This is a genomic window from Corynebacterium minutissimum (genome assembly GCF_016889765.1).
Classification (GTDB): Bacteria; Actinomycetota; Actinomycetes; order Mycobacteriales; family Mycobacteriaceae; genus Corynebacterium; species Corynebacterium minutissimum_B.
On sequence record NZ_CP069533.1, the window covers coordinates 1,150,455 to 1,170,478 of the forward strand.

16 protein-coding genes, 3 rRNA genes and 1 pseudogene are annotated in these 20,024 nt (G+C 55.9%); 6 read left to right on the forward strand and 14 right to left on the reverse strand.

Features of this window, described 5'->3' with window-relative positions:
* Positions 1–29 precede the first annotated feature (29 nt).
* Entirely contained in the window at positions 30–1,202 is a 1,173-nt protein-coding gene (locus I6J26_RS05275) for a sensor histidine kinase (RefSeq protein WP_115023975.1), read from the reverse strand.
* On the opposite strand from I6J26_RS05275, the gene I6J26_RS05280 reads away from it, so the two are divergent.
* Complete coding sequence (locus I6J26_RS05280; RefSeq protein ID WP_181815410.1) at positions 1,201–1,779, forward strand: DUF2020 domain-containing protein; 579 nt, start codon at positions 1,201–1,203, stop codon at positions 1,777–1,779. The two genes, I6J26_RS05275 and I6J26_RS05280, sit on opposite strands and share 2 nt — an antisense overlap.
* Positions 1,780–1,793: 14 nt before the next feature.
* On the opposite strand, the gene I6J26_RS05285 is transcribed toward I6J26_RS05280, so the two are convergent.
* Together I6J26_RS05285 and I6J26_RS05290 are read right to left on the reverse strand one after the other, a co-directional pair.
* On the reverse strand, positions 1,794–1,946 hold the full coding sequence (locus tag I6J26_RS05285) for a hypothetical protein (protein WP_181815411.1): 153 nt from the start codon (positions 1,944–1,946) through the stop codon (positions 1,794–1,796).
* The gene (locus tag I6J26_RS05290) at positions 1,946–2,713 is read right to left on the reverse strand and encodes a class E sortase (protein WP_115023978.1); all 768 of its coding nucleotides are present in this window, start codon (positions 2,711–2,713) and stop codon (positions 1,946–1,948) included. The genes I6J26_RS05285 and I6J26_RS05290 overlap by 1 nt, the downstream gene beginning before the upstream one ends.
* 63 nt (positions 2,714–2,776) lie before the next feature.
* Between I6J26_RS05290 and yidC the strand changes: the two genes are divergently transcribed.
* Positions 2,777–3,763 (forward strand): membrane protein insertase YidC, encoded by a 987-nt coding sequence (yidC, locus tag I6J26_RS05295; RefSeq protein ID WP_115023980.1) that lies wholly within the window; start codon positions 2,777–2,779, stop codon positions 3,761–3,763.
* Here yidC and I6J26_RS05300 read toward each other — a convergent pair.
* The 4 genes from I6J26_RS05300 to I6J26_RS05315 all read right to left on the reverse strand — a co-directional run bounded on the left by I6J26_RS05300 (position 3,720) and on the right by I6J26_RS05315 (position 5,874).
* A complete protein-coding gene (locus I6J26_RS05300) occupies positions 3,720–4,328 on the reverse strand; it encodes a TetR/AcrR family transcriptional regulator (protein ID WP_115023983.1) in 609 nt (202 codons plus the stop codon). The genes yidC and I6J26_RS05300 overlap by 44 nt on opposite strands.
* Positions 4,329–4,396: 68 nt before the next feature.
* Entirely contained in the window at positions 4,397–4,657 is a 261-nt protein-coding gene (locus tag I6J26_RS05305) for a GlsB/YeaQ/YmgE family stress response membrane protein (protein ID WP_115023985.1), read from the reverse strand.
* A gap of 132 nt (positions 4,658–4,789) precedes the next feature.
* A complete protein-coding gene (locus I6J26_RS05310; protein ID WP_115023988.1) occupies positions 4,790–5,686 on the reverse strand; it encodes a universal stress protein in 897 nt (298 codons plus the stop codon).
* Positions 5,687–5,727: 41 nt separating this feature from the next.
* A complete protein-coding gene (locus I6J26_RS05315) occupies positions 5,728–5,874 on the reverse strand; it encodes a hypothetical protein (protein ID WP_168165583.1) in 147 nt (48 codons plus the stop codon).
* Between I6J26_RS05315 and I6J26_RS05320 the strand changes: the two genes are divergently transcribed.
* The 3 genes and pseudogenes from I6J26_RS05320 to I6J26_RS05325 all read left to right on the forward strand — a co-directional run bounded on the left by I6J26_RS05320 (position 5,810) and on the right by I6J26_RS05325 (position 8,999).
* The gene (locus I6J26_RS05320; protein WP_239121864.1) at positions 5,810–6,862 is read left to right on the forward strand and encodes a pseudouridine synthase; all 1,053 of its coding nucleotides are present in this window, start codon (positions 5,810–5,812) and stop codon (positions 6,860–6,862) included. The two genes, I6J26_RS05315 and I6J26_RS05320, sit on opposite strands and share 65 nt — an antisense overlap.
* Before the next feature lie 238 nt (positions 6,863–7,100).
* Positions 7,101–7,314 (forward strand): annotated as a pseudogene (locus I6J26_RS12995) (IS256 family transposase); the annotation flags it as partial.
* A 221-nt stretch (positions 7,315–7,535) separates the two neighbouring features.
* Complete coding sequence (locus I6J26_RS05325) at positions 7,536–8,999, forward strand: DDE-type integrase/transposase/recombinase (RefSeq protein ID WP_115021246.1); 1,464 nt, start codon at positions 7,536–7,538, stop codon at positions 8,997–8,999.
* Between the two features lie 71 nt (positions 9,000–9,070).
* On the opposite strand, the gene I6J26_RS05330 is transcribed toward I6J26_RS05325, so the two are convergent.
* The 7 genes from I6J26_RS05330 to I6J26_RS05360 all read right to left on the reverse strand — a co-directional run bounded on the left by I6J26_RS05330 (position 9,071) and on the right by I6J26_RS05360 (position 18,482).
* On the reverse strand, positions 9,071–10,234 hold the full coding sequence (locus I6J26_RS05330) for a restriction endonuclease (protein WP_239121843.1): 1,164 nt from the start codon (positions 10,232–10,234) through the stop codon (positions 9,071–9,073).
* Positions 10,235–10,428: 194 nt separating this feature from the next.
* Positions 10,429–10,546, reverse strand: a 5S ribosomal RNA gene (rrf, locus tag I6J26_RS05335).
* A gap of 129 nt (positions 10,547–10,675) precedes the next feature.
* Positions 10,676–13,746: ribosomal RNA gene (locus tag I6J26_RS05340) — 23S ribosomal RNA — on the reverse strand.
* A gap of 472 nt (positions 13,747–14,218) precedes the next feature.
* Positions 14,219–15,735, reverse strand: a 16S ribosomal RNA gene (locus tag I6J26_RS05345).
* The 16S, 23S and 5S rRNA genes sit together here, the layout of an rRNA operon.
* Positions 15,736–16,324: 589 nt before the next feature.
* Entirely contained in the window at positions 16,325–17,314 is a 990-nt protein-coding gene (locus tag I6J26_RS05350; RefSeq protein ID WP_239121844.1) for a hypothetical protein, read from the reverse strand.
* A complete protein-coding gene (locus I6J26_RS05355; protein WP_115023997.1) occupies positions 17,311–18,111 on the reverse strand; it encodes an ATP-binding cassette domain-containing protein in 801 nt (266 codons plus the stop codon). Before I6J26_RS05355 ends, I6J26_RS05350 begins: the two co-directional genes overlap by 4 nt.
* Positions 18,108–18,482 carry a GntR family transcriptional regulator gene (locus tag I6J26_RS05360; protein ID WP_115024000.1) on the reverse strand — a complete coding sequence of 125 codons (375 nt, stop codon included), beginning with the start codon at positions 18,480–18,482 and terminating at the stop codon, positions 18,108–18,110. The genes I6J26_RS05355 and I6J26_RS05360 overlap by 4 nt, the downstream gene beginning before the upstream one ends.
* Positions 18,483–18,708: 226 nt before the next feature.
* Here I6J26_RS05360 and I6J26_RS05365 point away from each other — a divergent pair, with 226 nt between their 5' ends.
* Complete coding sequence (locus I6J26_RS05365) at positions 18,709–19,935, forward strand: NYN domain-containing protein (RefSeq protein WP_115024003.1); 1,227 nt, start codon at positions 18,709–18,711, stop codon at positions 19,933–19,935.
* Positions 19,936–20,024: the final 89 nt, after the last annotated feature.

The window sequence follows — 20,024 nt, forward strand, 5'->3', positions numbered from 1 at the left end:
CTCCTCATTGGTACGGTGTGGACAAATTCTTAATCTACATCGTTATTTAAGGGCACACTAACTGAGACTGCCGTGCCCGTGCCTGGTGTGGATTCGATCACGACCTCGCCGCCGAGCTCTTCCGCACGCCGACGCATGGCCGCGAGCCCAATATGGCCTAGTCCGGCTGGTTTATTCTCCACGGCCTCCACATCAAAGCCCTGGCCGTTATCCACCACGTCCACGCGCACCTCGTCCGGCGCATACGTGACGGTCACTCGGGCCTTGGAGGCGTGGGCATGCTTGACGACGTTGCCCACCGCGCCCTGCGCAATCCTCAACAACGCCGCCTCCACCTTCATAGGCAGCTGCTGCGCTTCGCCTTCCACATCCACTGAAACGTCCACGTCCCCGGTGGCCGCAAAATTATCCGCCATGCGGGTCAGCGCTGCCCCGAGGGACGTTTCGGACAGTGCGGCCGGCTGCAGTGCCGCAATCATGGCGCGGGCTTCATGGAGGTTATCCGCTGCGGTGCGGCGCGCCAGCTCAATGCGTTCTTGCGCCTTGGGGATATTCTCCGTGGCGAGGTCACGGTCAGCAGCATGGAGCAGCATTTGAATCGAGGACAGCCCTTGGGCCAAGGTGTCGTGAATCTCGTGCGCAATGCGCTGGCGTTCGGCGGTCATGCCAGCCTCGCGCTCGGACTCCACTAACTGCGAGCGAGTTTCCATAAGTTCGCGGTTCATTCTGCTCAAGGCAGAGAAAGCATAGGTGATAGCGATAGTCACCAAAGCTGAGACTGCCGGCCCCATGATGCCACCAAAAGTCAGCCCGCCGGGTATCTGCACAACGACGGTCACCACCGTGGCCACGAGCACGCAGATAATGCCGGGAATCATCTCCAGCACGTAGAGGTACACAAAGTACAAGGAAAAGACGAGGTAGATGGCCGCTGGGGCCACCGCCATATCCGCAAGCCATAGCACCGTGAGGATAGCCAGCCAACCATATTGCGCAATGCGGGGCAGCGATTCGACGTAGGCGGACCCACCGAAGTAGACCACGGCGAAGGACACGAGCAGCAGCAGGTTGAGTACGCCCTGCCACAAGGGCAGGCGCACCGTGGTGAAGATAGCCACCACCAGAAGCGTCGCGGTCAGGATGTGGATCCCGTTGCGCATTGCATCCGAGTCAACTGAACGCTGGTCTAGTGTGGAGGTCATGCGCCTCAGCCTACTTCCCCCTCTTGCTGCCTGTCTGATCGGTATCGGCCTTCTCACCACCGGCTGCGCAGACTCCGGTCAGCCCGCAAACCCCACACCGAACGACACTCACGACAGCGCCCCCGTTGAATATCCGGAGCACTCCGAGGCCAACGGCGATGGACTTGCCATCGACGCCTCCGCGGAGGTCACCGACTGGGAAGACTGCCCTTACCTGGATACCCAGTGGGTCGCAGATACGAATGGGCAGAGGATGACCCGGTGGGGCGTCGACAAGCGCTTTAGCACCCCTGCCTGCGTATTCTGGTCCTACCCGGAGGAGCCGCAGGCCACCGTCATCGTACGGGAGATGCCCAGCGTGGAGGAGGCGCGCGCGGTTGTCGATGCCGCCGCCCCCATCAACGACACCGAGCTGGCGGAATTCGACGGCTGGTCAGGCGGGCGTGGAGTATTTGAGGATCACTCCGTCTTCGCCGTGCAGAAGGACACCCACGCGGTGCTCGTGTGGTCAAACCAGTTACAAACCCTGAAGCCGCAGCTCATTGCGCAGGAGACTATTGCACACCTTAGGCTCTAAAGCGCCCAGCGCTGCTACACGGCGACGTCGTTGTAGGGCATCAAGGTCGAGACCCACGGGAACACAACTTCCATGAGCAGGAAGAACACGGCGACGATGAGGGCCACCGCCAGCACAGCTTTCACCACAGTCGGGCCGGGCAAAAGGTTCCAGAGCGCGCGATACATTAGTTCTCCTCCAAGACGGCGGGGCGGTCATTCTCGTGAGACCCGGGGGATTTCTCTTCCCGCTCGGTCTCCATGGCGTGGATAATCATGCGCTCCGCATTGGAAAATTGCGGGTGGCACGTGGTGAGCGTGAGCAGCCCCTCACTAGCCTCAATGCCCGCGTCCGGCGGGGTGCCCGGTATCGGATCCAACACGCTGACATCACCCGGAAGCGTAATGTGGCGTCCCTGAATCTGCCGGTACTCTGGCTTTTCTCGCTGCTCAGGCGTGAGACACTCGGCTGGGGCTCCATCAATGGGCAGCACGCGGTAGGTAGTCCACTCCGTAGAGGTCTCAATCACAATGGCATCGCAGGTCTGCAGGTTATCCAGGTCATTAAACGGCGCGCCTTTGCCCACGCGATGCCCCGCGACAGCGAAATTACCCAGCTCACCGGGCATCTGCGTATCCGTATACCGTCCGGGGCCGCGCAGCAGGTCATCTTCATTCGTGCCTTCCAGCACCGCAAAAGCGAAGTCAGAACCAAAAGCCGGGATGTAAAGGCGCGCAAAGGCCTCACCCAGCCTCGGTGCCTGGCCCTGTCCACGCGGGTTGTGCCACTCCTCCTGCAGGGTTTCGTTGGCTTCCTCCTGCAGGTGGCCGGATGCGATATTGGTCCAGTAGGACTCATAGAACGCGAAGAGCAAAAGCAGCACACCGGCTGTCAACATGAGCTCCCCAACGACGGTGCTCACCGTTGTTCTTCGTCGCGTTGTGGGCTGTGGCATGCCCTCTACCCTAGCCCCTGTACCGTATAAGTACCCCACTCAGAGGACGGAGAGGAGTCCACGATGCTCGAGATTTTCATGTACCCCGTCTCCGGGATCATGAAGCTGTGGCATCTGCTGTTTAGCTCATTCCTTGACGGTTCGATGGCGTGGATCCTCACCATCATCTTCCTCGTGCTGACGGTACGCGGCATCATTGCCCCACTGAACTGGCAGTCAGTCAAGCAGGGCCGCATCGCTGCGCTCATGCGCCCGGAGATGACGGAACTCAATCAACAACTGCGCCACGTCACTGAGGTCGATGAGGCCGTCGCACTCCTCACTCAGCAGCGAGAGTTGAAGAAGCGCTATAAGCACAACCCACTGCTCGGCTGTTTCCCGTCCTTCATCATTGTTCCCGCATTTATTGGCCTTTACCAGGTGGTTCTGAGGGTCTCCGGTTCCGCCCATGAAGCGGTGGGGATGCTGACGCTTGCCGACGTCTCCTCCTTCCGTACCTCCACCGTCTTCGGCGTCCCCCTCACGGATTTCGCCCGCGAACACCGTGATCTGGTTCTGCCCATGCTCGTGGCTGCGCTCGTGTTTACGTCCTTGAGCACCCTCATCATGCTCTACCGCGGCTTCCTCACCACGCAATTTGATCAGAAGATTCCACGCCGGCTGCTCTGGTTCATGGCGCTCATGGTGGTGCTGATCCCCTGGATGCTGTGGAATGTAGCCTGGCACGGGCCTATCCCCGTGACCATCATTTTCTACTGGGGCTGTTCCTACCTCTTCTCGCTCGTGCAGACCATCGTCTACGAGTCAATCTTGCACCGACGTTATCCACTTCCGGAGGCCGTTCATGAGCAGCGCCGCGCAAGCATTCAGCGCTGGCGTACGAAGGAAGCCAAGAAAAACAAGAAAGCCCAAAAGGCTCAATTCAAAGCTAATCCGGAGCAGAAGAAAGAATACGACGTTTCCCGCAAGCGCCACTCAGCGATCCTTGCTGAGGCAAGGAAGATCGTTAAATCGAATAATCAGCAGGAGGGGCCGACAACAGCTGAATAGCCAGCTGCTTCGCGGTGACCAGCGGCGCCGATTCGCGGGTCAACCGCGCGCCAGCAAGACCGCCATCCAAGAAGATGAGGAGCTGGCTGGCCTGTTCCCCTGAAGGGTAGCCATTCTTGGCGTTGAGCAGGGCTGTAATGGTGGAGTGCATCCAGGAGCGGTGCTCCACACAGGCAGCCACGATGCCCCTTTCGGCATCTGTTTCTGGACGCGGATACTCGCCCGCCGCGTTGAGGAAGTGTGAGCCGCGGTACTCCATGGTGGGCTGTTCCTCAATGGCTTTATCAAAGAAAGCGAGGATCTTGCTTTCTGCATCGGTAGCGTCCGCGGTACGTTCCTGCCAATCGGCACGGTACTGCTCATCGAGCGCCTCAACATAGGCAATGACGAGGGCATCCTTCGAGCCGAAAAGCGAGTACAGCGAGGCCTTAGCTACGTCAGCCTCGCGCAGGATACGGTCGATGCCGATGACGCGAATACCTTCAGTAGTAAAGAGGCGCGTCGCTGATTCGAGCAGCCGGCTGCGCGGACTCGGGCGATTGCGTCGCGACTTCTTCTCGGCCATTTCTTCTCCTCACATGACAAAACCGGTTCATCTACACAATATAGACAAACCGGTATGTATGTGAAATTTTATTTCTTGCGTCCAGTTAGTGCGCCCACGATCCACAGCAAGATACATGCGCCGACCGTGGCGGTAATAATCATAAGGAACCAGCTATCGCCCACGTTCTTGTTGAAAAGGGCCAGCAGGCCACCGCCGATAACACCGCCGATAACACCGACGATGAGGTTGGTAAACAGACCCTGATCGCGCTTCATAATCTTCTCTGCGAGCCAGCCGGCAATGATACCGACGATGATCGAGCTAAAGAAACCGAGACCAAGTCCCATAATGTACTACTCCTCGTTACTAAAAATTGTTGCGTACGTCCACGAGTGTACGCACAAAACGACGAAACGATCCGGCTGCAGCGCATCCATAGGCCACTGCAGCCGAATCGTTATTGCGAAGTAATCGAACGGTTACTCAGAATCTGGGCGAACCACCATCATCGGGCACGGAGCCGACTGCAGGAGCGCACGGGAGGTGGAACCAAGGAGCATACCCTTGAAACCACCGCGGCCGTGAGAACCAACGACCAGTAGCTGCGCACCTTCGGAGGCATCCGTCAGCGCACGGACCGGGCGGTCACGGGCGATAACCTTCTTGACCGGCACATCCGGGTACTCCTTCTGAAGATCAGCGAGGCGTTCAGTAAGCAGCTCTGCCTGCTCCTTCTCCACCTCTGCCCACTCAGCCTGGGCCGCGGACAAACCAGCGAGGGAGGCCTGGACCTGCATGTCCATCCAGGTGTGTACGGCGATGAGTTCAGCGCCGCGGGCATCCGCCTCCTTGAAGGCGTAGTCCGTAGCCTTCTGGGACACCTCAGAGCCATCCACACCAACGACTACCGGTCCGTACTTGGTGGAATCAGTGACGTGGTTGTCCTCGCGCACAACCACGACGGGGCAGGACGCGTGGGAGACCACGGATGCGGAGACAGAACCCATGACCATGCCGGACAGGCCACCCATACCGCGGGAGCCCATAACAATCATGGTGACGTCCTTGGACATCTCCAACAGCATGTCAATCGGGGAACCCTCGGCCACGGTGTGGCCGATCTTCAGCTCCGGGGCCACCTTGTGGGCCTCAGCGCGAGCTTCCTCAATCTTGTCGAGTGTTTCTGCCTGAAGATCGTCGAAAAGTTCCTTCGGCGGAACCATGCCCTCGGCGTAAAGGAATTGCGGCATCGTATAGCTCGATGCGATACGAAGCGGAATCCCCCGCTTCATCGCAGTGTTAGCAGCCCAACGAACGGCGTTCTTCGACGCTTCCGAGCCATCAACGGCTACGACGACAATGTCTTCCTTGGTCATGACCTCATCCTTTCGACGTGCTTACACCTCCAGTCTAATACCTATAGGCCTGCCTGTGGGGTGGTAGCAGCATCCGCATTGGCGGGGAAGAGGACGTTGTACAGGGTCACCGCGATATCGCGAATAACCGCACCGATACCATTGGAAAAGAAGTCAATGACGGGCGCGAGAATAGAGTTAAAATCCATGGGAAAAAGAATAGTCCAAAAAAGGCGTGGCGCAACACCACTTCCTATCCGTGATGGGCTAAACCCCACCCAGGCTCGGGTACCTGAAGGACCAATTAGCGCGTGGAACTTCGTACACAATCTCATCAGCACGCAGCGTCATCGCCACCCCGACGACAACGAGCAAGCCTTGCAGGCCCGCTTCGACGCGAACGAGGTTGTGACTCAAAGCGGTACGGCCCTTAGCCCTGACAGTATCCTGGACACTAATGCCGTGGTGTATTTCTATCGCATCCCTGCGCCAGAGGTCCCTGTTCCTTACGACATACCAATTCTCTTTGAAGACGAACACCTTCTGGTCGTGGATAAGCCACCCTTCATGGCCACGATGCCGCGGGCCCGGCACATCACAGAGACTGCGACCGTGCGCCTACGCCGCAGCACAGGCAACAACGAACTGTCCCCCGCACACCGCCTCGACCGTCTCACCTCAGGAATCCTCGTCTTCACCAAGGACCGCTCCGTTCGGGGCGCGTACCAAACGTTGTTTGCTGAGCGCCGCGTGAACAAGACCTACGAAGCCATCGCCCCGCTTTCCGACGTCTCCCCCGGCACCCTCTGGCGCTCCCGCATGGAGAAGACCCCGGGCGAACTACAAGGGCGCATCGTCGACGGTGAAGTCAACGCCATCACCGAAGTTGCTGCCGTCGAACCAGTGGTCAAGGCCCCGTACGAAGCCCTTCACGGCCCACTTCCGGACCTTGCGACGTACACTCTTAAACCTCACACCGGAAAGACCCACCAGTTGCGTCTCCACATGCTTCAGGCAGGAATTCCCATTATTGGGGACCCCATCTACCCCGTAGTATTCCCCGCAGAAGCCGAAGACATGCGAGTTCCCATGCACTTAACGGCGACACAGATTACCTTCGTTGACCCATTATCCGGCGCAACCCGCGAATTCACCTCGCATTTACCGATTGAAACCCATCATTTATTAAGCCCGTAATTTTCCTGACGGAATTGTTTTCAGCATCCTCTCACCTCTTAAATGGCATCTGAGACAACCATCACACCATTCGAAACACTAAGACAGACACGCTATGAATAAAGCGTGAAAAGCCAACGGCCCACCTACTGATGGAGCGGACATTGAAATCACAAGAGACAAGGCAGGCCACCCCAGCTTCCAGCCAAGCTCATAGCTAGGCCCACGCTAAGGCCGGGTAACTAGCGCAACGGCGCTCCAAGCTACCACCAACAGGGTGCAGTTCACTAACGGTGAATCAGCGCCCAAGATGCTGTGGTTGATGATCTGTAATATTGAAGACAACCGAGCGGCCAAGGTGCAAAGCAAGGCAAGCGAGTCTCAGCGACAACCAGCAGACTTATGGAAGGAGCCTGAGTTACCAGCTCCAAATGGCCGTGGCCTACCCCGACCGCTTCGATAAGTACCTGTAAACCTAGCCCCACACATAAACAACTTGACACGCTCGTTTGGGATGTACCCCAAACATCATCGCCATCTCCATCCTCCCGCTCCATTTCCCACTATCGGAGTCCATGATCGGCAACTAGTGCGGGATTGTGATGTCTAGCGACTTTTTGGACACGGAGTCCAGGATGTTTTTGGACGGGATGTCTAGTGGCTTTTTGGACGTTTGCGGCGGTGGAATAGCCGGATGGCTATTCCATTGCATAAGCGTAGAAAGGTCGCAGATTTCGATCCCGTTCGTGACGGCAAGACGGTCACACAGTTTTGCAAAGAATTAGGAATCTCGCGGCAGACGTACCACAACATCAAAAGCCGGATAGCGCAGAAGGGTCGCGCAGGTATTGTGCCTGATTCGACTGCCCCGAAGAATCCGATTAAGAAATTTAACGAGGCCGATAAAATCGCAGTCGTCCACGCCAGGCAGGAGTTGATGGAGCAAGGCTTGGATTATGGGCCTTGGTCGATCTACTACTTCTTGTTTGACACTGTAGGCCCAGATTCCACACCGTCGCGTTCTACAATCGCCTCGTGGCTTCATGAGCTGGGATTTGTTGATGCCAATGCCCGCAAACGGCCACGCAGCTCCTATAAGCGCTTCGCCCGTGATCTCGTCGGTGAACTCTGGCAAATCGATGGACTGGTCTACCGCCTCTTTGACCATGCCCACACACATGTCACGATTTACCAGATTATCGATGATGCCAGCAGATTCGATGTCGGAACCACAGCGTTCGCTCTGCCAGAAAACGGTACTGATGCCCGCGCCGCACTGGCCGCAGCGTTCGCCGCCTACGGCAAACCTCAAGAAATCCTTTCCGACAATGGCGATGCGTTCGCCACCTATCACCGTGGTTTTCTCTCTGCTACTGAAACTTGGCTCGCTAGCCAAGGTGTACTTGCTATTGCTGGTTTCGCCCCGACAACCCAGGGAAAAGACGAACGCTCTCACCGCACGTTGACCCAGTTCCTCGATGCACGCCACCCAGTTTGCCTTGCTGAGGTCAACACATATCTGGCTGAATATCGCCAGGTCTACAACGAACGACGACGGCACCAATCACTGCTGGTCGGCAAAATGCACATCACACCACGCCAGGCCTTCGATACCTTCCCCAAGGCACCATCACCTACACATCCACTCGATCCCGAGCAGGTCTGGGCCCGCGTAGTCGCCTATAACCAAGCGCACAATCCACACGCTGTATCCGAAATGCTAAACGGCCCCGCGGAAGCGGCAACTTCACACGAGGCCTGCACCGATGACATGGCAGCTTTGCAAGGCATACCTCCCACCGATACCCCCACACTAACGGCGCCGACGACAAATTCAACAAACCATTGGGGTATCCCAGACCAGCTCTGCGTAAGCAAAGACGGCGTTGTACGCGTGTGCGGCTTCGGTCTCTACATTGGTCTGAGGTTTAAAAACCGCAGACTCTACTCCACAGTCACAGCCGAAAACGTTGCGGAGTTCTACACGGCCCATGACGGTGAATTCCTCTTCAGCGTGCCCCTGCCGATCACGTTGAGCCACAGACCACCAGGTGGCCAGATCAACATCAACCTCGTTGAAGGAATGAAACACCGCCAACCACCACGGATGAACCCGAAACTATCCAAACCCCGGCCGAAACGCAGGCCACAACCATAAACCGCTAGAAGTGTCCAAGACCTCCATGGACTCCGTGTCCAAAAAGACACCGGACTCCATGTCCAAAAACCCTATGGACATAACACAACTAGTGCGGGATGGGCTGCTAGTAAAGACTCCAATCGACTATGCGGCCAGAGCTCAATACTTGGGGCGACACCTTTTTCGTTGTGCCTTTCGCACCAATCGACCGCATCTAATGTAAAGGTTCCTGAAGTGGCAAAAACTAAAACTCGAACGATGGGCGGGGAAATTAGATCCATATTTGCCACGTTGGTTGATATTTCTGACACACCTATTGATTTAGTCTTCCAGTGCTTAGCTTGGACGACCACCCTCTCAGTTCTTACACCCCCCGCTCCATCGTGGATAACGCGCTCACATGAGAGATCTCGACCTCTATCGGCTGCACGGGTGCGCTGTAACCATTGCACGTTCTGATGGTTTTCTAGGTTCCGGAGAAGGTCAAAAAGCAGCCGTTCAAAACCTTCCTCATTGAGATGATCCCACGGCAACGCACTTGTCGCTGTTCCCGTCAACCTACCAGTCGCAGCGAAACCTAGGTCAACATCAGGCACAGGCAGAGGATCGACACCTGTTAGTCCAGCAGCTAAAACATCTGATTTAACGCTAGGCCAGTCCATCTCCTGAATATCATGCCAATCATGGCCCTGCCCAAAGCTTAGGTGGCGGTTTAAGTCTCCCCATCTGTCGCTTTGTCGAGAAGTGTCCCCCATTAGCCGCTCGACCTCACTAAACGACTCCGCTAAACGGTCCCGAACTTCGCCTGATAAGACCTCACTGGAATCTCTCTCCACGTCTTCTAACAAGATCGACAGGTCTGATTCAATCGAGACAACAAGCTGCTCAAGACGGTCACGCACTGCCATCCTTCGCGACCTATTGAGTTTGTAACGATACTCTGCCAGATCGTTACCCGGCTTTTCAATAGCAGCCCATACTGACAAAGGGGGCTCACCGAGTTCCGCATATCCCCAAAGCGCCTGTCCCAACGCAACGATATCCGGCAGCTCATCGACAATAGTCCACCCCTCTATTGGAGGAAGCCCAGCTAACAAATCTGCCCACGCACGCCGCAAGTCTTCATACTCAGGATCAGTACTGACTGCAGGCCCTTGTGGCATAAAAGCTTTCGCCCGTTCCCACACATCATCGAGCTTCTTGAGATTAGCTAAAGTTCGATCAAATACTATTAGCAGTTCAGTTAAGTCCATATTTTCAAGGTTGCCACGATAATATCCCTCGCGTCAGAAAACAAATTTTTCGCAGATGACGTTTCGTTTACCTCAGGTGCAACGAGGACTCATTCTTCATTTCTTCTCGCACGGGTAAAACATGGAAGAGACCGTTGAAGCAATCGTGCTTCAACGGTCCTTGTCGTTGTATTGAGTTGTTTGTTGTTGTTTGGTGTCGGCGGTTTCTTACTCTCCCACAACCTCCCGGTTGCAGTACCATCAGCGTTAGCAGGCTTAGCTTCCGGGTTCGGAATGGGTCCGGGCGTTTCCCTGCTGCTATAGGCCACCGACAAACACTCGAGGCATTGTTTGTGCCTGGTTGCTGGTGTTGTGTCAGATACTGTGTAGTGGACGCGAGCAACAGTGACGTGATTTTTTGTCTTGGTGTTTGTTTGTTCTCCAATACCCTGGTTGGGTTTGGTGTGTTTGTTTTGGTCTATTAGTACCAGTAGCCTTCACACCTTGCGGTGCTTCCAGGTCTGGCCTATCAACCCCATCGTCTGTAGGGGACCTCAAATGAAACCTCATCTTAAAACAGGCTTCCCGCTTAGATGCTTTCAGCGGTTATCCCTTCCGTACGTAGCCAACCAGCGATGCTCCTGGCGGAACAACTGGCACACTAGAGGTACGTCCGTCCCGGTCCTCTCGTACTAGGGACAGCCTTCTTCAAGTTTCAACGCGCGCGGCGGATAGAGACCGAACTGTCTCACGACGTTCTGAACCCAGCTCGCGTGCCGCTTTAATGGGCGAACAGCCCAACCCTTGGGACCTACTCCAGCCCCAGGATGCGACGAGCCGACATCGAGGTGCCAAACCATCCCGTCGATATGGACTCTTGGGGAAGATCAGCCTGTTATCCCCGGGGTACCTTTTATCCGTTGAGCGACACCACATCCACAAGTAGGTGCCGGATCACTAGTCCCGACTTTCGTCCCTGTTCGACATGTCTGTCTCACAGTCAAGCTCCCTTGTGCACTTACACTCGATACCTGATTGCCAACCAGGCTGAGGGAACCTTTGGGCGCCTCCGTTACATTTTGGGAGGCAACCGCCCCAGTTAAACTACCCACCAGGCACTGTCCCCAACCCAGATCATGGGCCAAGGTTAGATATCCAATCCGATCAGAGTGGTATTTCAACAACGACTCCACACACACTGGCGTGCACGCTTCAAAGTCTCCCACCTATCCTACACAAACCGAACCGAACACCAATACCAAGCTATAGTGAAGGTCCCGGGGTCTTTTCGTCCTGCCGCGCGTAACGAGCATCTTTACTCGTAGTGCAATTTCACCGGGCCTGTGGTTGAGACAGCAGAGAAGTCGTTACGCCATTCGTGCAGGTCGGAACTTACCCGACAAGGAATTTCGCTACCTTAGGATGGTTATAGTTACCACCGCCGTTTACTGGGGCTTAAATTCTCAGCTTCGCAGCCAAAAGACTACTAACCGGTCCTCTTAACCTTCCAGCACCGGGCAGGCGTCAGTCCATATACATCAACTTCACGTCTTCGCATGGACCTGTGTTTTTGATAAACAGTCGCTTCCCTCTATTCTCTGCGACCCCACAACCCACCACCAACGCAAAGGTTGGCTTAAGTCGTGTGGTCCCCCTTCTTCCGAAGTTACGGGGGCATTTTGCCGAGTTCCTTAACCACAGTTCACCCGAACGCCTTAGTATTTTCAACCTGACCACCTGTGTCGGTTTAGGGTACGGGCCATACATCCACATCGCTAGAGGCTTTTCTCGACAGTACTAGATCACCAACTTCACCCAATCGGGCTACGCATCACGCCTCAGGTTAACGGTATGCGGATTTGCCTACACACCACCTCACACGCTTACACCAACAATCCACTAAGCGGCATGGCTACTACACTGTGTCACCCCATTGCTTGAACCACACTTCAGGCCCCACGACATCAACAACCAACGTGTTCAAAGAACACGCCAATTATCTCCGCGGTGGTTAGTATCAGTGCTTTATCATGGGCGCGGACATACGGGTACCAGAATATCAACTGGTTGTCCATCGACTACGCCTGTCGGCCTCGCCTTAGGTCCCGACTCACCCTGGGAAGACGAACTTGACCCAGGAACCCTTAGTCATCCGGCGGGAAGGATTCTCACCTTCCAATTCGTTACTCATGCCTGCATTCTCACTCGCACACACTCCACGCCTCCTTACGGTAACGCTTCAACACATGCACGACGCTCCCCTACCCAATACACAAAGTATTGCCGCGGCTTCGGCGGTGTGCTTGAGCCCCACTACATTGTCGGCGCAGGACCACTCGACCAGTGAGCTATTACGCACTCTTTCAAGGATGGCTGCTTCTAAGCCAACCTCCTGGCTGTCTTCGCGATCCCACATCCTTTTCCACTTAGCACACCCTTAGGGGCCTTAACCGGCGATCTGGGCTGTTTCCCTCTCGACTATGAAGCTTATCCCCCACAGTCTCACTGCCGCACAACACAATTGATGGCATTCGGAGTTTGGCTGACATTGCTAAGATTGTAGTCCCGCTCAACCAACCAGTAGCTCTACCTCCACCAAGCTAATGCGACGCTGCACCTAAATGCATTTCGGGGAGAACCAGCTATCACGGAGTTTGATTGGCCTTTCACCCCTACCCACAGCTCATCCCCGCAGTTTTCAACCTACGTGGGTTCGCGCCTCCACAACCTCTTACAATTGCTTCACACTGGCCATGGGTAGATCACCCCGCTTCGGGTCCAGGACATGCCACTAACAACACCCCATTAGGATTCGGTTTCCCTACGGCTACCCCACACGGGTTAACCTCGCGACATGCCGCTGACTCGCAGGCTCATTCTTCAAAAGGCACGCCATCACACACAAACGGTGCTCTGACGGATTGTAAGCACATGGTTTCAGGAACTATTTCACTCCCCTCCCGGGGTACTTTTCACCATTCCCTCACGGTACTCATACACTATCGGTCACACTAAGTATTTAGGCTTACCGGGTGGTCCCGGCAGATTCACAGCAGATTCCACGAGCCCGCTGCTACTCGGGCAACCCAACAACCTATGCATTGAAGCCTTCAACTACGGGACTATCACCCTCTTTGGCGGGCGTTTCCACACCACTTCACCTAACAACAACACACAAGCAAACCAGTGGTAGCTGGCTAACATCAGGGCCCACAACACCGCACACACAACCCCTACCAAGTATCACATGCACACGGTTTAGCCTCATCCACGTTCGTTCGCCACTACTAGCAGAATCATTATTATTTTCTCCTCCTACGGGTACTGAGATGTTTCACTTCCCCGCGTAAACCCCCACAACAGCTATGAATTCACTGAAGGGTAACACCCCATAACAGGTGCCAGGTTTCCCCATTCGGACATCCTCGGATCAACGCTTTATTGACAACTCCCCGAGGCTTAACGCAGCCTTACACGTCCTTCATCGGCTCAGCATGCCAAGGCATCCACCATGCGCCCTCAATAACGAACACACAACCAACACACAAAGGCCACCACAAAAAGCAGCAACCAAAGCATGCCGGCGTGAACTACACAAAACACAAAAGAACAGAAATCACACAAACCACACACCCACCACCATCAACCAACCAAAAAGGCCAGCCAACAAAAGGTGGCAACAGCATGCGGTTTAATGCTCGCGTCCACTATACAGTTCTCACACAACACCCCACACCAACCAACAACCATGCATATCGCATCACGACTGCCAAGCCACGTGTGGGTTGATAACCAGGGGATAATGCCCCAGACACCCAACAATGCACCAACGTACCTTAAAAAATTTCCGTGTTAGTCAATCAACCATCTGGTCAACAATCATTCTGGTTAAGGTGTATCTCCACCCGATTCAAAAAAGGTGGCAGCAAAACAATCGTCTACTCAACCACCACACACAACAAACAGTGTGCAAACACCAACTGGTGTCTCATTAATGCTCCTTAGAAAGGAGGTGATCCACCCGCACCTTCCGGTACGGGTACCTTGTTACGACTTCGTCCCAATCGCCGATCCCACCTTAGACAGCTCCCTAACAAGTTTGAGCCACTGGCTTCGGGTGTTACCAACTTTCATGACGTGACGGGCGGTGTGTACAAGGCCCGGGAACGTATTCACCGCAGCATTGCTGATCTACGATTACTAGCGACTCCGACTTCATGGGGTCGAGTTGCAGACCCCAATCCGAACTAAGACCGGCTTTCAGCGATTCGCTCCACCTCACAGTGTCGCTGCGCGTTGTACCGACCATTGTAGCATGTGTGAAGCCCTGGACATAAGGGGCATGATGATTTGACGTCATCCCCACCTTCCTCCGAGTTAACCCCGGCAGTCTCTCATGAGTCCCCAACCAAATGCTGGCAACATAAGACAAGGGTTGCGCTCGTTGCGGGACTTAACCCAACATCTCACGACACGAGCTGACGACAACCATGCACCACCTGTACACCAACCACAAGGGAAACTACATCTCTGCAGCGATCTGGTGTATGTCAAGCCCAGGTAAGGTTCTTCGCGTTGCATCGAATTAATCCACATGCTCCGCCGCTTGTGCGGGCCCCCGTCAATTCCTTTGAGTTTTAGCCTTGCGGCCGTACTCCCCAGGCGGGGCGCTTAATGCGTTAGCTACGGCACAGAAGACGTGGAAGCCCCCTACACCTAGCGCCCACCGTTTACGGCATGGACTACCAGGGTATCTAATCCTGTTCGCTACCCATGCTTTCGCTCCTCAGCGTCAGTAACTGCCCAGAGACCTGCCTTCGCCATCGGTGTTCCTCCTGATATCTGCGCATTTCACCGCTACACCAGGAATTCCAGTCTCCCCTACAGCACTCAAGTTATGCCCGTATCGCCTGCACGCCCGGAGTTAAGCCCCGGAATTTCACAGACGACGCGACAAACCACCTACGAGCTCTTTACGCCCAGTAATTCCGGACAACGCTCGCACCCTACGTATTACCGCGGCTGCTGGCACGTAGTTAGCCGGTGCTTCTTATACAGGTACCGTCACTTGCGCTTCGTCCCTGTCGAAAGGAGTTTACAACCCGAAGGCCGTCATCCCCCACGCGGCGTCGCTGCATCAGGCTTCCGCCCATTGTGCAATATTCCCCACTGCTGCCTCCCGTAGGAGTCTGGGCCGTATCTCAGTCCCAATGTGGCCGTACACCCTCTCAGGCCGGCTACCCGTCGACGCCTTGGTAGGCCATTACCCCACCAACAAGCTGATAGGCCGCGAGCTCATCTTGCACCGAAAAAACTTTCCAACCACCACACTAAAGACGGTTCCTATCCGGTATTAGACCCAGTTTCCCAAGCTTATCCCAGAGTGCAAGGCAGATCACCCACGTGTTACTCACCCGTTCGCCACTCGAGTACCAGTGCAAGCACTGGCCTTTCCGTTCGACTTGCATGTGTTAAGCACGCCGCCAGCGTTCGTCCTGAGCCAGGATCAAACTCTCCACAAAAAGGCCGTGAAAAGCCCAATACCTAGACAAAAAGACAAACCAACACAAACAACACCACAACGATGCTGCCTGAACTGGCAAATCCAAAAATTACATAAAGAAAATAAACTTCAACCAACCCCCAACCCGACGGGGCACAAAAAGAGGATTGGCCTAGTTAGAAGATTTCATCAATACGCCCAAACAACTTACTGTTATTTACAATGACGCCGCTTGAAAAAGCGCCATCCGGCATACACCAACCGCGATACACATACGGCGTACCGCAGCCAAAATGAATAAAATCAACCAACACAAAAAAGTACATTGGCACACTATTGAGTTCTCACACATCATCACCACACAGTCATACGGACCATCGTCAGATGAAACGCAGTACTGCGAGTAAAGAAAATCTTTGTTCGTCAGGGCCTGTTTTCCTACCGCCACTCTCCTAGAACTTCCGTTCCTGTGGGGCGCTGTCGGTCGCGCTGACTCATATAAAGTTACACACGGCCTCAATAAAACACAAATGTGCACTTCACTCAAGGTTTTTAGCCCTTCTGGAAGTGCACAAAGACAACCTTTCAACGCAGGCATTGGATGGCGCTCAGTGTGCCCCAAACCAGCCCATGAGGCCCGGGCTAAACACGTTGGTCTTTTTAGCCATCCGGGGATACACGGCAACCCACACGACGTAGATGATTGCCATTCCTGTGAGCGCCCACCCCATCGCAACGCTGGGATTGATAAGCCACGCTATGAACAGTACGGCGATTGCTCCCGCTAGCGCAGTTGTGTAAAGCCACGTCAGTTTATCGGTAATGGCGAAAGTTAAAAGTAGTGACGTTGTAGCAAGACACACGATGGTGAAGCCGGCTGGATTGCCGGTCCACATCATCGCTACCAGATCGGCCACGAGCGATAGGAGCACGGGGATTGCCGTGCACAGCACAGTGGCCTTGGCCCAGGCACCGCGCGGCAGCCCAAAGACCACTGCATCTTTGAGTGAGCTGCGGATTGAATCAGCAACTAGCGGCAGGACAATCAACGTAACAATGACACCCACGATGCCCACGCCGGTATCCCACAGCTTGATCACCACGATGGTTATCGCCGTTGCGATGGCTACACCAATCGCAGCCCACATCCACGCGCGAGCTTGAGGGCGCAACACAATCTGGGAGACCGGGGACGCTGAGAACCAGCCCGTTGAAGAATCACCATCGCTGCCTACGATGAGGGAGCTCGCGGTTATGCGCGACGGTTCGAAACGCTTGGCCACACACACTGCCCACGTGAGCACCGGAGCTACAAGAACCCACCACGGAAAAACCCACGGTGCACTGGCAACAATGAGCAAAAGCGTCAGGGAAGCATTGATTCGTCGGTGCCCATTCCACACCCGGGTGCTCAACCCAAAGGTCAGATAACGCGTGAAATCAGGCTGCGAAAGGTAAACCATAAGGACCATAAAGAGTGAGTAACCAATGACCCAACCTTGCCCACGGCCCATTCCCAGCACCGGAAGGATGACAATCCACAAAGCGTAGAAGAAGCTGTTCCAGCTCAGCGCCATATGCCTATAGAGCTTCATCATGCCTCCCCTAATGCCAGAACTGCCTGTTCGAGGGATACCTCGGTGGCACGTAGCCCCATTTCCTGGGCCATGTCGAAGACGTTGGCGGTGTGGTTGGGGCGGGCGTCGACAAGCGCGCGGTCTGCCATGGTGGAGGTTTCGCGCTCGAGTACCGGGAGCTGCAGGCGCCCCAGCGCACGATCGAGAGTTTCGGCAGAGCCAGTGAGCTGGACGACGCCCTCAATGAACTCATCGATGGGACCAGACAGAGGGTTCTCCCCCATCAGCGCCACGGTATCGAGCAAACCAGACAGTTCGTTGAGGTGATGGGTGGAGACAATAATGGTGCGGCCGTGCTCTTCACGCAGGACGTCATAGAATACCTCCCGCTTAGCGGCGTCGAGGCCGAGATAGGGTTCGTCGAGAAGCATGTATGGCACCCCCGAGGCCACCGCAACGATGAAGCTTGCCGCCGACTTCTGCCCGCGGGAGAGGCCCGAGTAGTTTTTCGTCGGAAGCTCGAAGCGCTCGACCAGTTCCTCAGCGCGCGCTGTGCTCCACGTGGGCCAGCGCAGGCTTGCCACGGTGAAGATCTTCTTCACGTTCCAGCCTTCCGGCAGAGGGTTGTCGATTCCCATGAGGACAACCTTGTTGAGGACTTTTTCATTGTCGTAGGGCTTGTCGCCGTCGACTTTGATGCCAGAGCCACCCAATTGCCCGGCAATTTTGCGCAGCAGGGTGGTCTTGCCAATGCCGTTGGGGCCGACGAGGCCGTGAGTGAGGCCGTCGTCGAAGGTGAAGTGCGGGGTAGAAATCATGAGTAGAGTCCTCGACTTTCTGCGACAAGGTCGATGAGGTCATGGAGTTGCTGGCGGGTATAGCCCAGGTGCACGGCTTCGTCGATAAGCGGGGCTGCGTATTCAGCCGCAAAGTCTTGGCGACGCCGCGCCCGGATAAGGTCTGCGGCACCAGAGGTGACGAACATGCCGATACCTCGGCGTTTTTCGAGGATTCCGAGATCCACGAGGAGGGTCAGGCCCTTGCGGGCGGTGGCGGGGTTGATGCTGTGGAAGGCGGCGAGCTCATTCGTGGACGGTGCCTGGGCGCCCTCGGCGAGAGCGCCCTCAATAATGGCGTCCTCGATGAGTACCGCTATCTGACGAAAGAGTGGCTGCGCGGAGTTATCCATGCAGTCCCCCTAGTTGGTTGGTTACTCATGTAGCTAACCATATAACCAACCCCGCAACCTCCGCAAGACTTGCGGCAAACACGTCTATTACCTGGGAATTTCCCCAAGGTTATCGACGTTTTGTGACTAATGGGGCACACTGGATAACACCAGCCTTAAGCTGGAGACCTCACGAAAGTGACCCTAGAAAAATTAGTTAGAAACGATTGAACGGAATTTAGGAGCCATGCTTGAACGAACACTTGTCTTCGTTGACACGTCATACCTACTTGCCAGCTTTTATAACTCTTGGGAGACCGGCGCTCGGGCCCAGCTAGAAATCGATTTACCGGAGGTTGTCAGCTCCCTGGGTTCCATGATTGAGAACCAAGTGGGCAACCACATTCACCGCCAGTACTGGTACGACGGCATCCCCGATACCGGCCCCCACCGCTACCAGCGCGCGCTCCGCGTCTGCGATGGCGTGCAACTGCGCACTGGCCAGCTCATCGAGTGGGGCGAGCGCCGCACACAAAAGGCCGTGGATACCCGCCTCGTCGCAGACATGATCGTCGCCGCAATGAAGGGCCACGTCACCGACTTTGTGCTCGTCTCCGGCGATGCGGACATGATTCCGGGCGTCCAAGAGGCCGTCAATAATGGCGTCCGCGTGCACCTCTACGGGTTCGGATGGGATTCCATGTCCTCCGCTCTGCGTCATGCGTGCGACTCCACGACCATCCTGGATCCACGCGAAGACTTCGCCGACGCAATGGAGCTCGAGGTCCTCGAAGGACCCTTGCCACCAACGATCCGCGAGCCGCGTGACGGTGACGAGGATTCCGAATCAGACGCAGTTCTGGACGCCGAAACGTCTGGCCAGCCCTCCTCCCCCGAAGGCTCTTCCGATGAGTCTTCTGCGCAGCCCTCTCCGCAGCTTGCCGACGACGATGACGACTGCGACGAGCCCACGGAAGCCCAGGCCGCGTTCCCCTCAGCTCCGAAGCCGGGGCCGATTACCCCGTCGGCTGTGGCCCCCGCAGCACCGGATGCTGCAACCGCAAAGGCTCCACAGACTTCATCGTCCGACGATGACTCTGCCGACAACACCACAGCCCCGAAGCCGGCCGCGCCGAAGCCGTCAATGATGGCTCCACGCCGCAAGCTGCGCTCGAAGTACGTTCCGCTCCCCGAAGAGGTCTGGAGCTCCGCTGGATTCCAGTCGCCCTTCGACGTGGGCCAGCAGTACGCGTCCTGGTGGTTCGACAATGCCGCCAGCTCCGAACAACGCGACCAAGCCCACCTGCTATCCGGCGGTGGCCTGCCCCCAGAAATTGATCGCCCACTCCTACAGTTCGCCTGCGAGACGCTACACGAGTACACGCTGACAGAAACCCAGCGCGTGAACCTGCGAGACGGATTCCATTCCGGCATCCGCGGCGTGCTCATCAACATTCGCCGCCAGGACGGCTAACTCACGAACCGACCCCCAAACCTCATGGGCGGGCGGCCTGCCCGCCCGCCCATGCAGGTCCCGGATTTACTGCAGGTCCCGATTTTAAG

Excerpts from the sequence above, each read along its gene's own strand:
- I6J26_RS05315 (WP_168165583.1), bottom strand. The coding sequence starts at position 5,874 with ATGGATTTTAACTCTATTCTCGCGCCCGTCATTGACTTCTTTTCCAAT.
- I6J26_RS05360 (WP_115024000.1), bottom strand. The coding sequence starts at position 18,482 with ATGGATAACTCCGCGCAGCCACTCTTTCGTCAGATAGCGGTACTCATC.
- I6J26_RS05280 (WP_181815410.1), top strand. The coding sequence starts at position 1,201 with ATGCGCCTCAGCCTACTTCCCCCTCTTGCTGCCTGTCTGATCGGTATC.
- I6J26_RS05355 (WP_115023997.1), bottom strand. The coding sequence starts at position 18,111 with ATGATTTCTACCCCGCACTTCACCTTCGACGACGGCCTCACTCACGGC.
- I6J26_RS05325 (WP_115021246.1), top strand. The coding sequence starts at position 7,536 with ATGGCTATTCCATTGCATAAGCGTAGAAAGGTCGCAGATTTCGATCCC.
- yidC (WP_115023980.1), top strand. The coding sequence starts at position 2,777 with ATGCTCGAGATTTTCATGTACCCCGTCTCCGGGATCATGAAGCTGTGG.
- I6J26_RS05350 (WP_239121844.1), bottom strand. The coding sequence starts at position 17,314 with ATGATGAAGCTCTATAGGCATATGGCGCTGAGCTGGAACAGCTTCTTC.
- I6J26_RS05365 (WP_115024003.1), top strand. The coding sequence starts at position 18,709 with ATGCTTGAACGAACACTTGTCTTCGTTGACACGTCATACCTACTTGCC.
- I6J26_RS05330 (WP_239121843.1), bottom strand. The coding sequence starts at position 10,234 with ATGGACTTAACTGAACTGCTAATAGTATTTGATCGAACTTTAGCTAAT.
- I6J26_RS05275 (WP_115023975.1), bottom strand. The coding sequence starts at position 1,202 with ATGACCTCCACACTAGACCAGCGTTCAGTTGACTCGGATGCAATGCGC.
- I6J26_RS05300 (WP_115023983.1), bottom strand. The coding sequence starts at position 4,328 with ATGGCCGAGAAGAAGTCGCGACGCAATCGCCCGAGTCCGCGCAGCCGG.
- I6J26_RS05285 (WP_181815411.1), bottom strand. The coding sequence starts at position 1,946 with ATGTATCGCGCGCTCTGGAACCTTTTGCCCGGCCCGACTGTGGTGAAA.
- I6J26_RS05290 (WP_115023978.1), bottom strand. The coding sequence starts at position 2,713 with ATGCCACAGCCCACAACGCGACGAAGAACAACGGTGAGCACCGTCGTT.
- I6J26_RS05310 (WP_115023988.1), bottom strand. The coding sequence starts at position 5,686 with ATGACCAAGGAAGACATTGTCGTCGTAGCCGTTGATGGCTCGGAAGCG.
- I6J26_RS05305 (WP_115023985.1), bottom strand. The coding sequence starts at position 4,657 with ATGGGACTTGGTCTCGGTTTCTTTAGCTCGATCATCGTCGGTATCATT.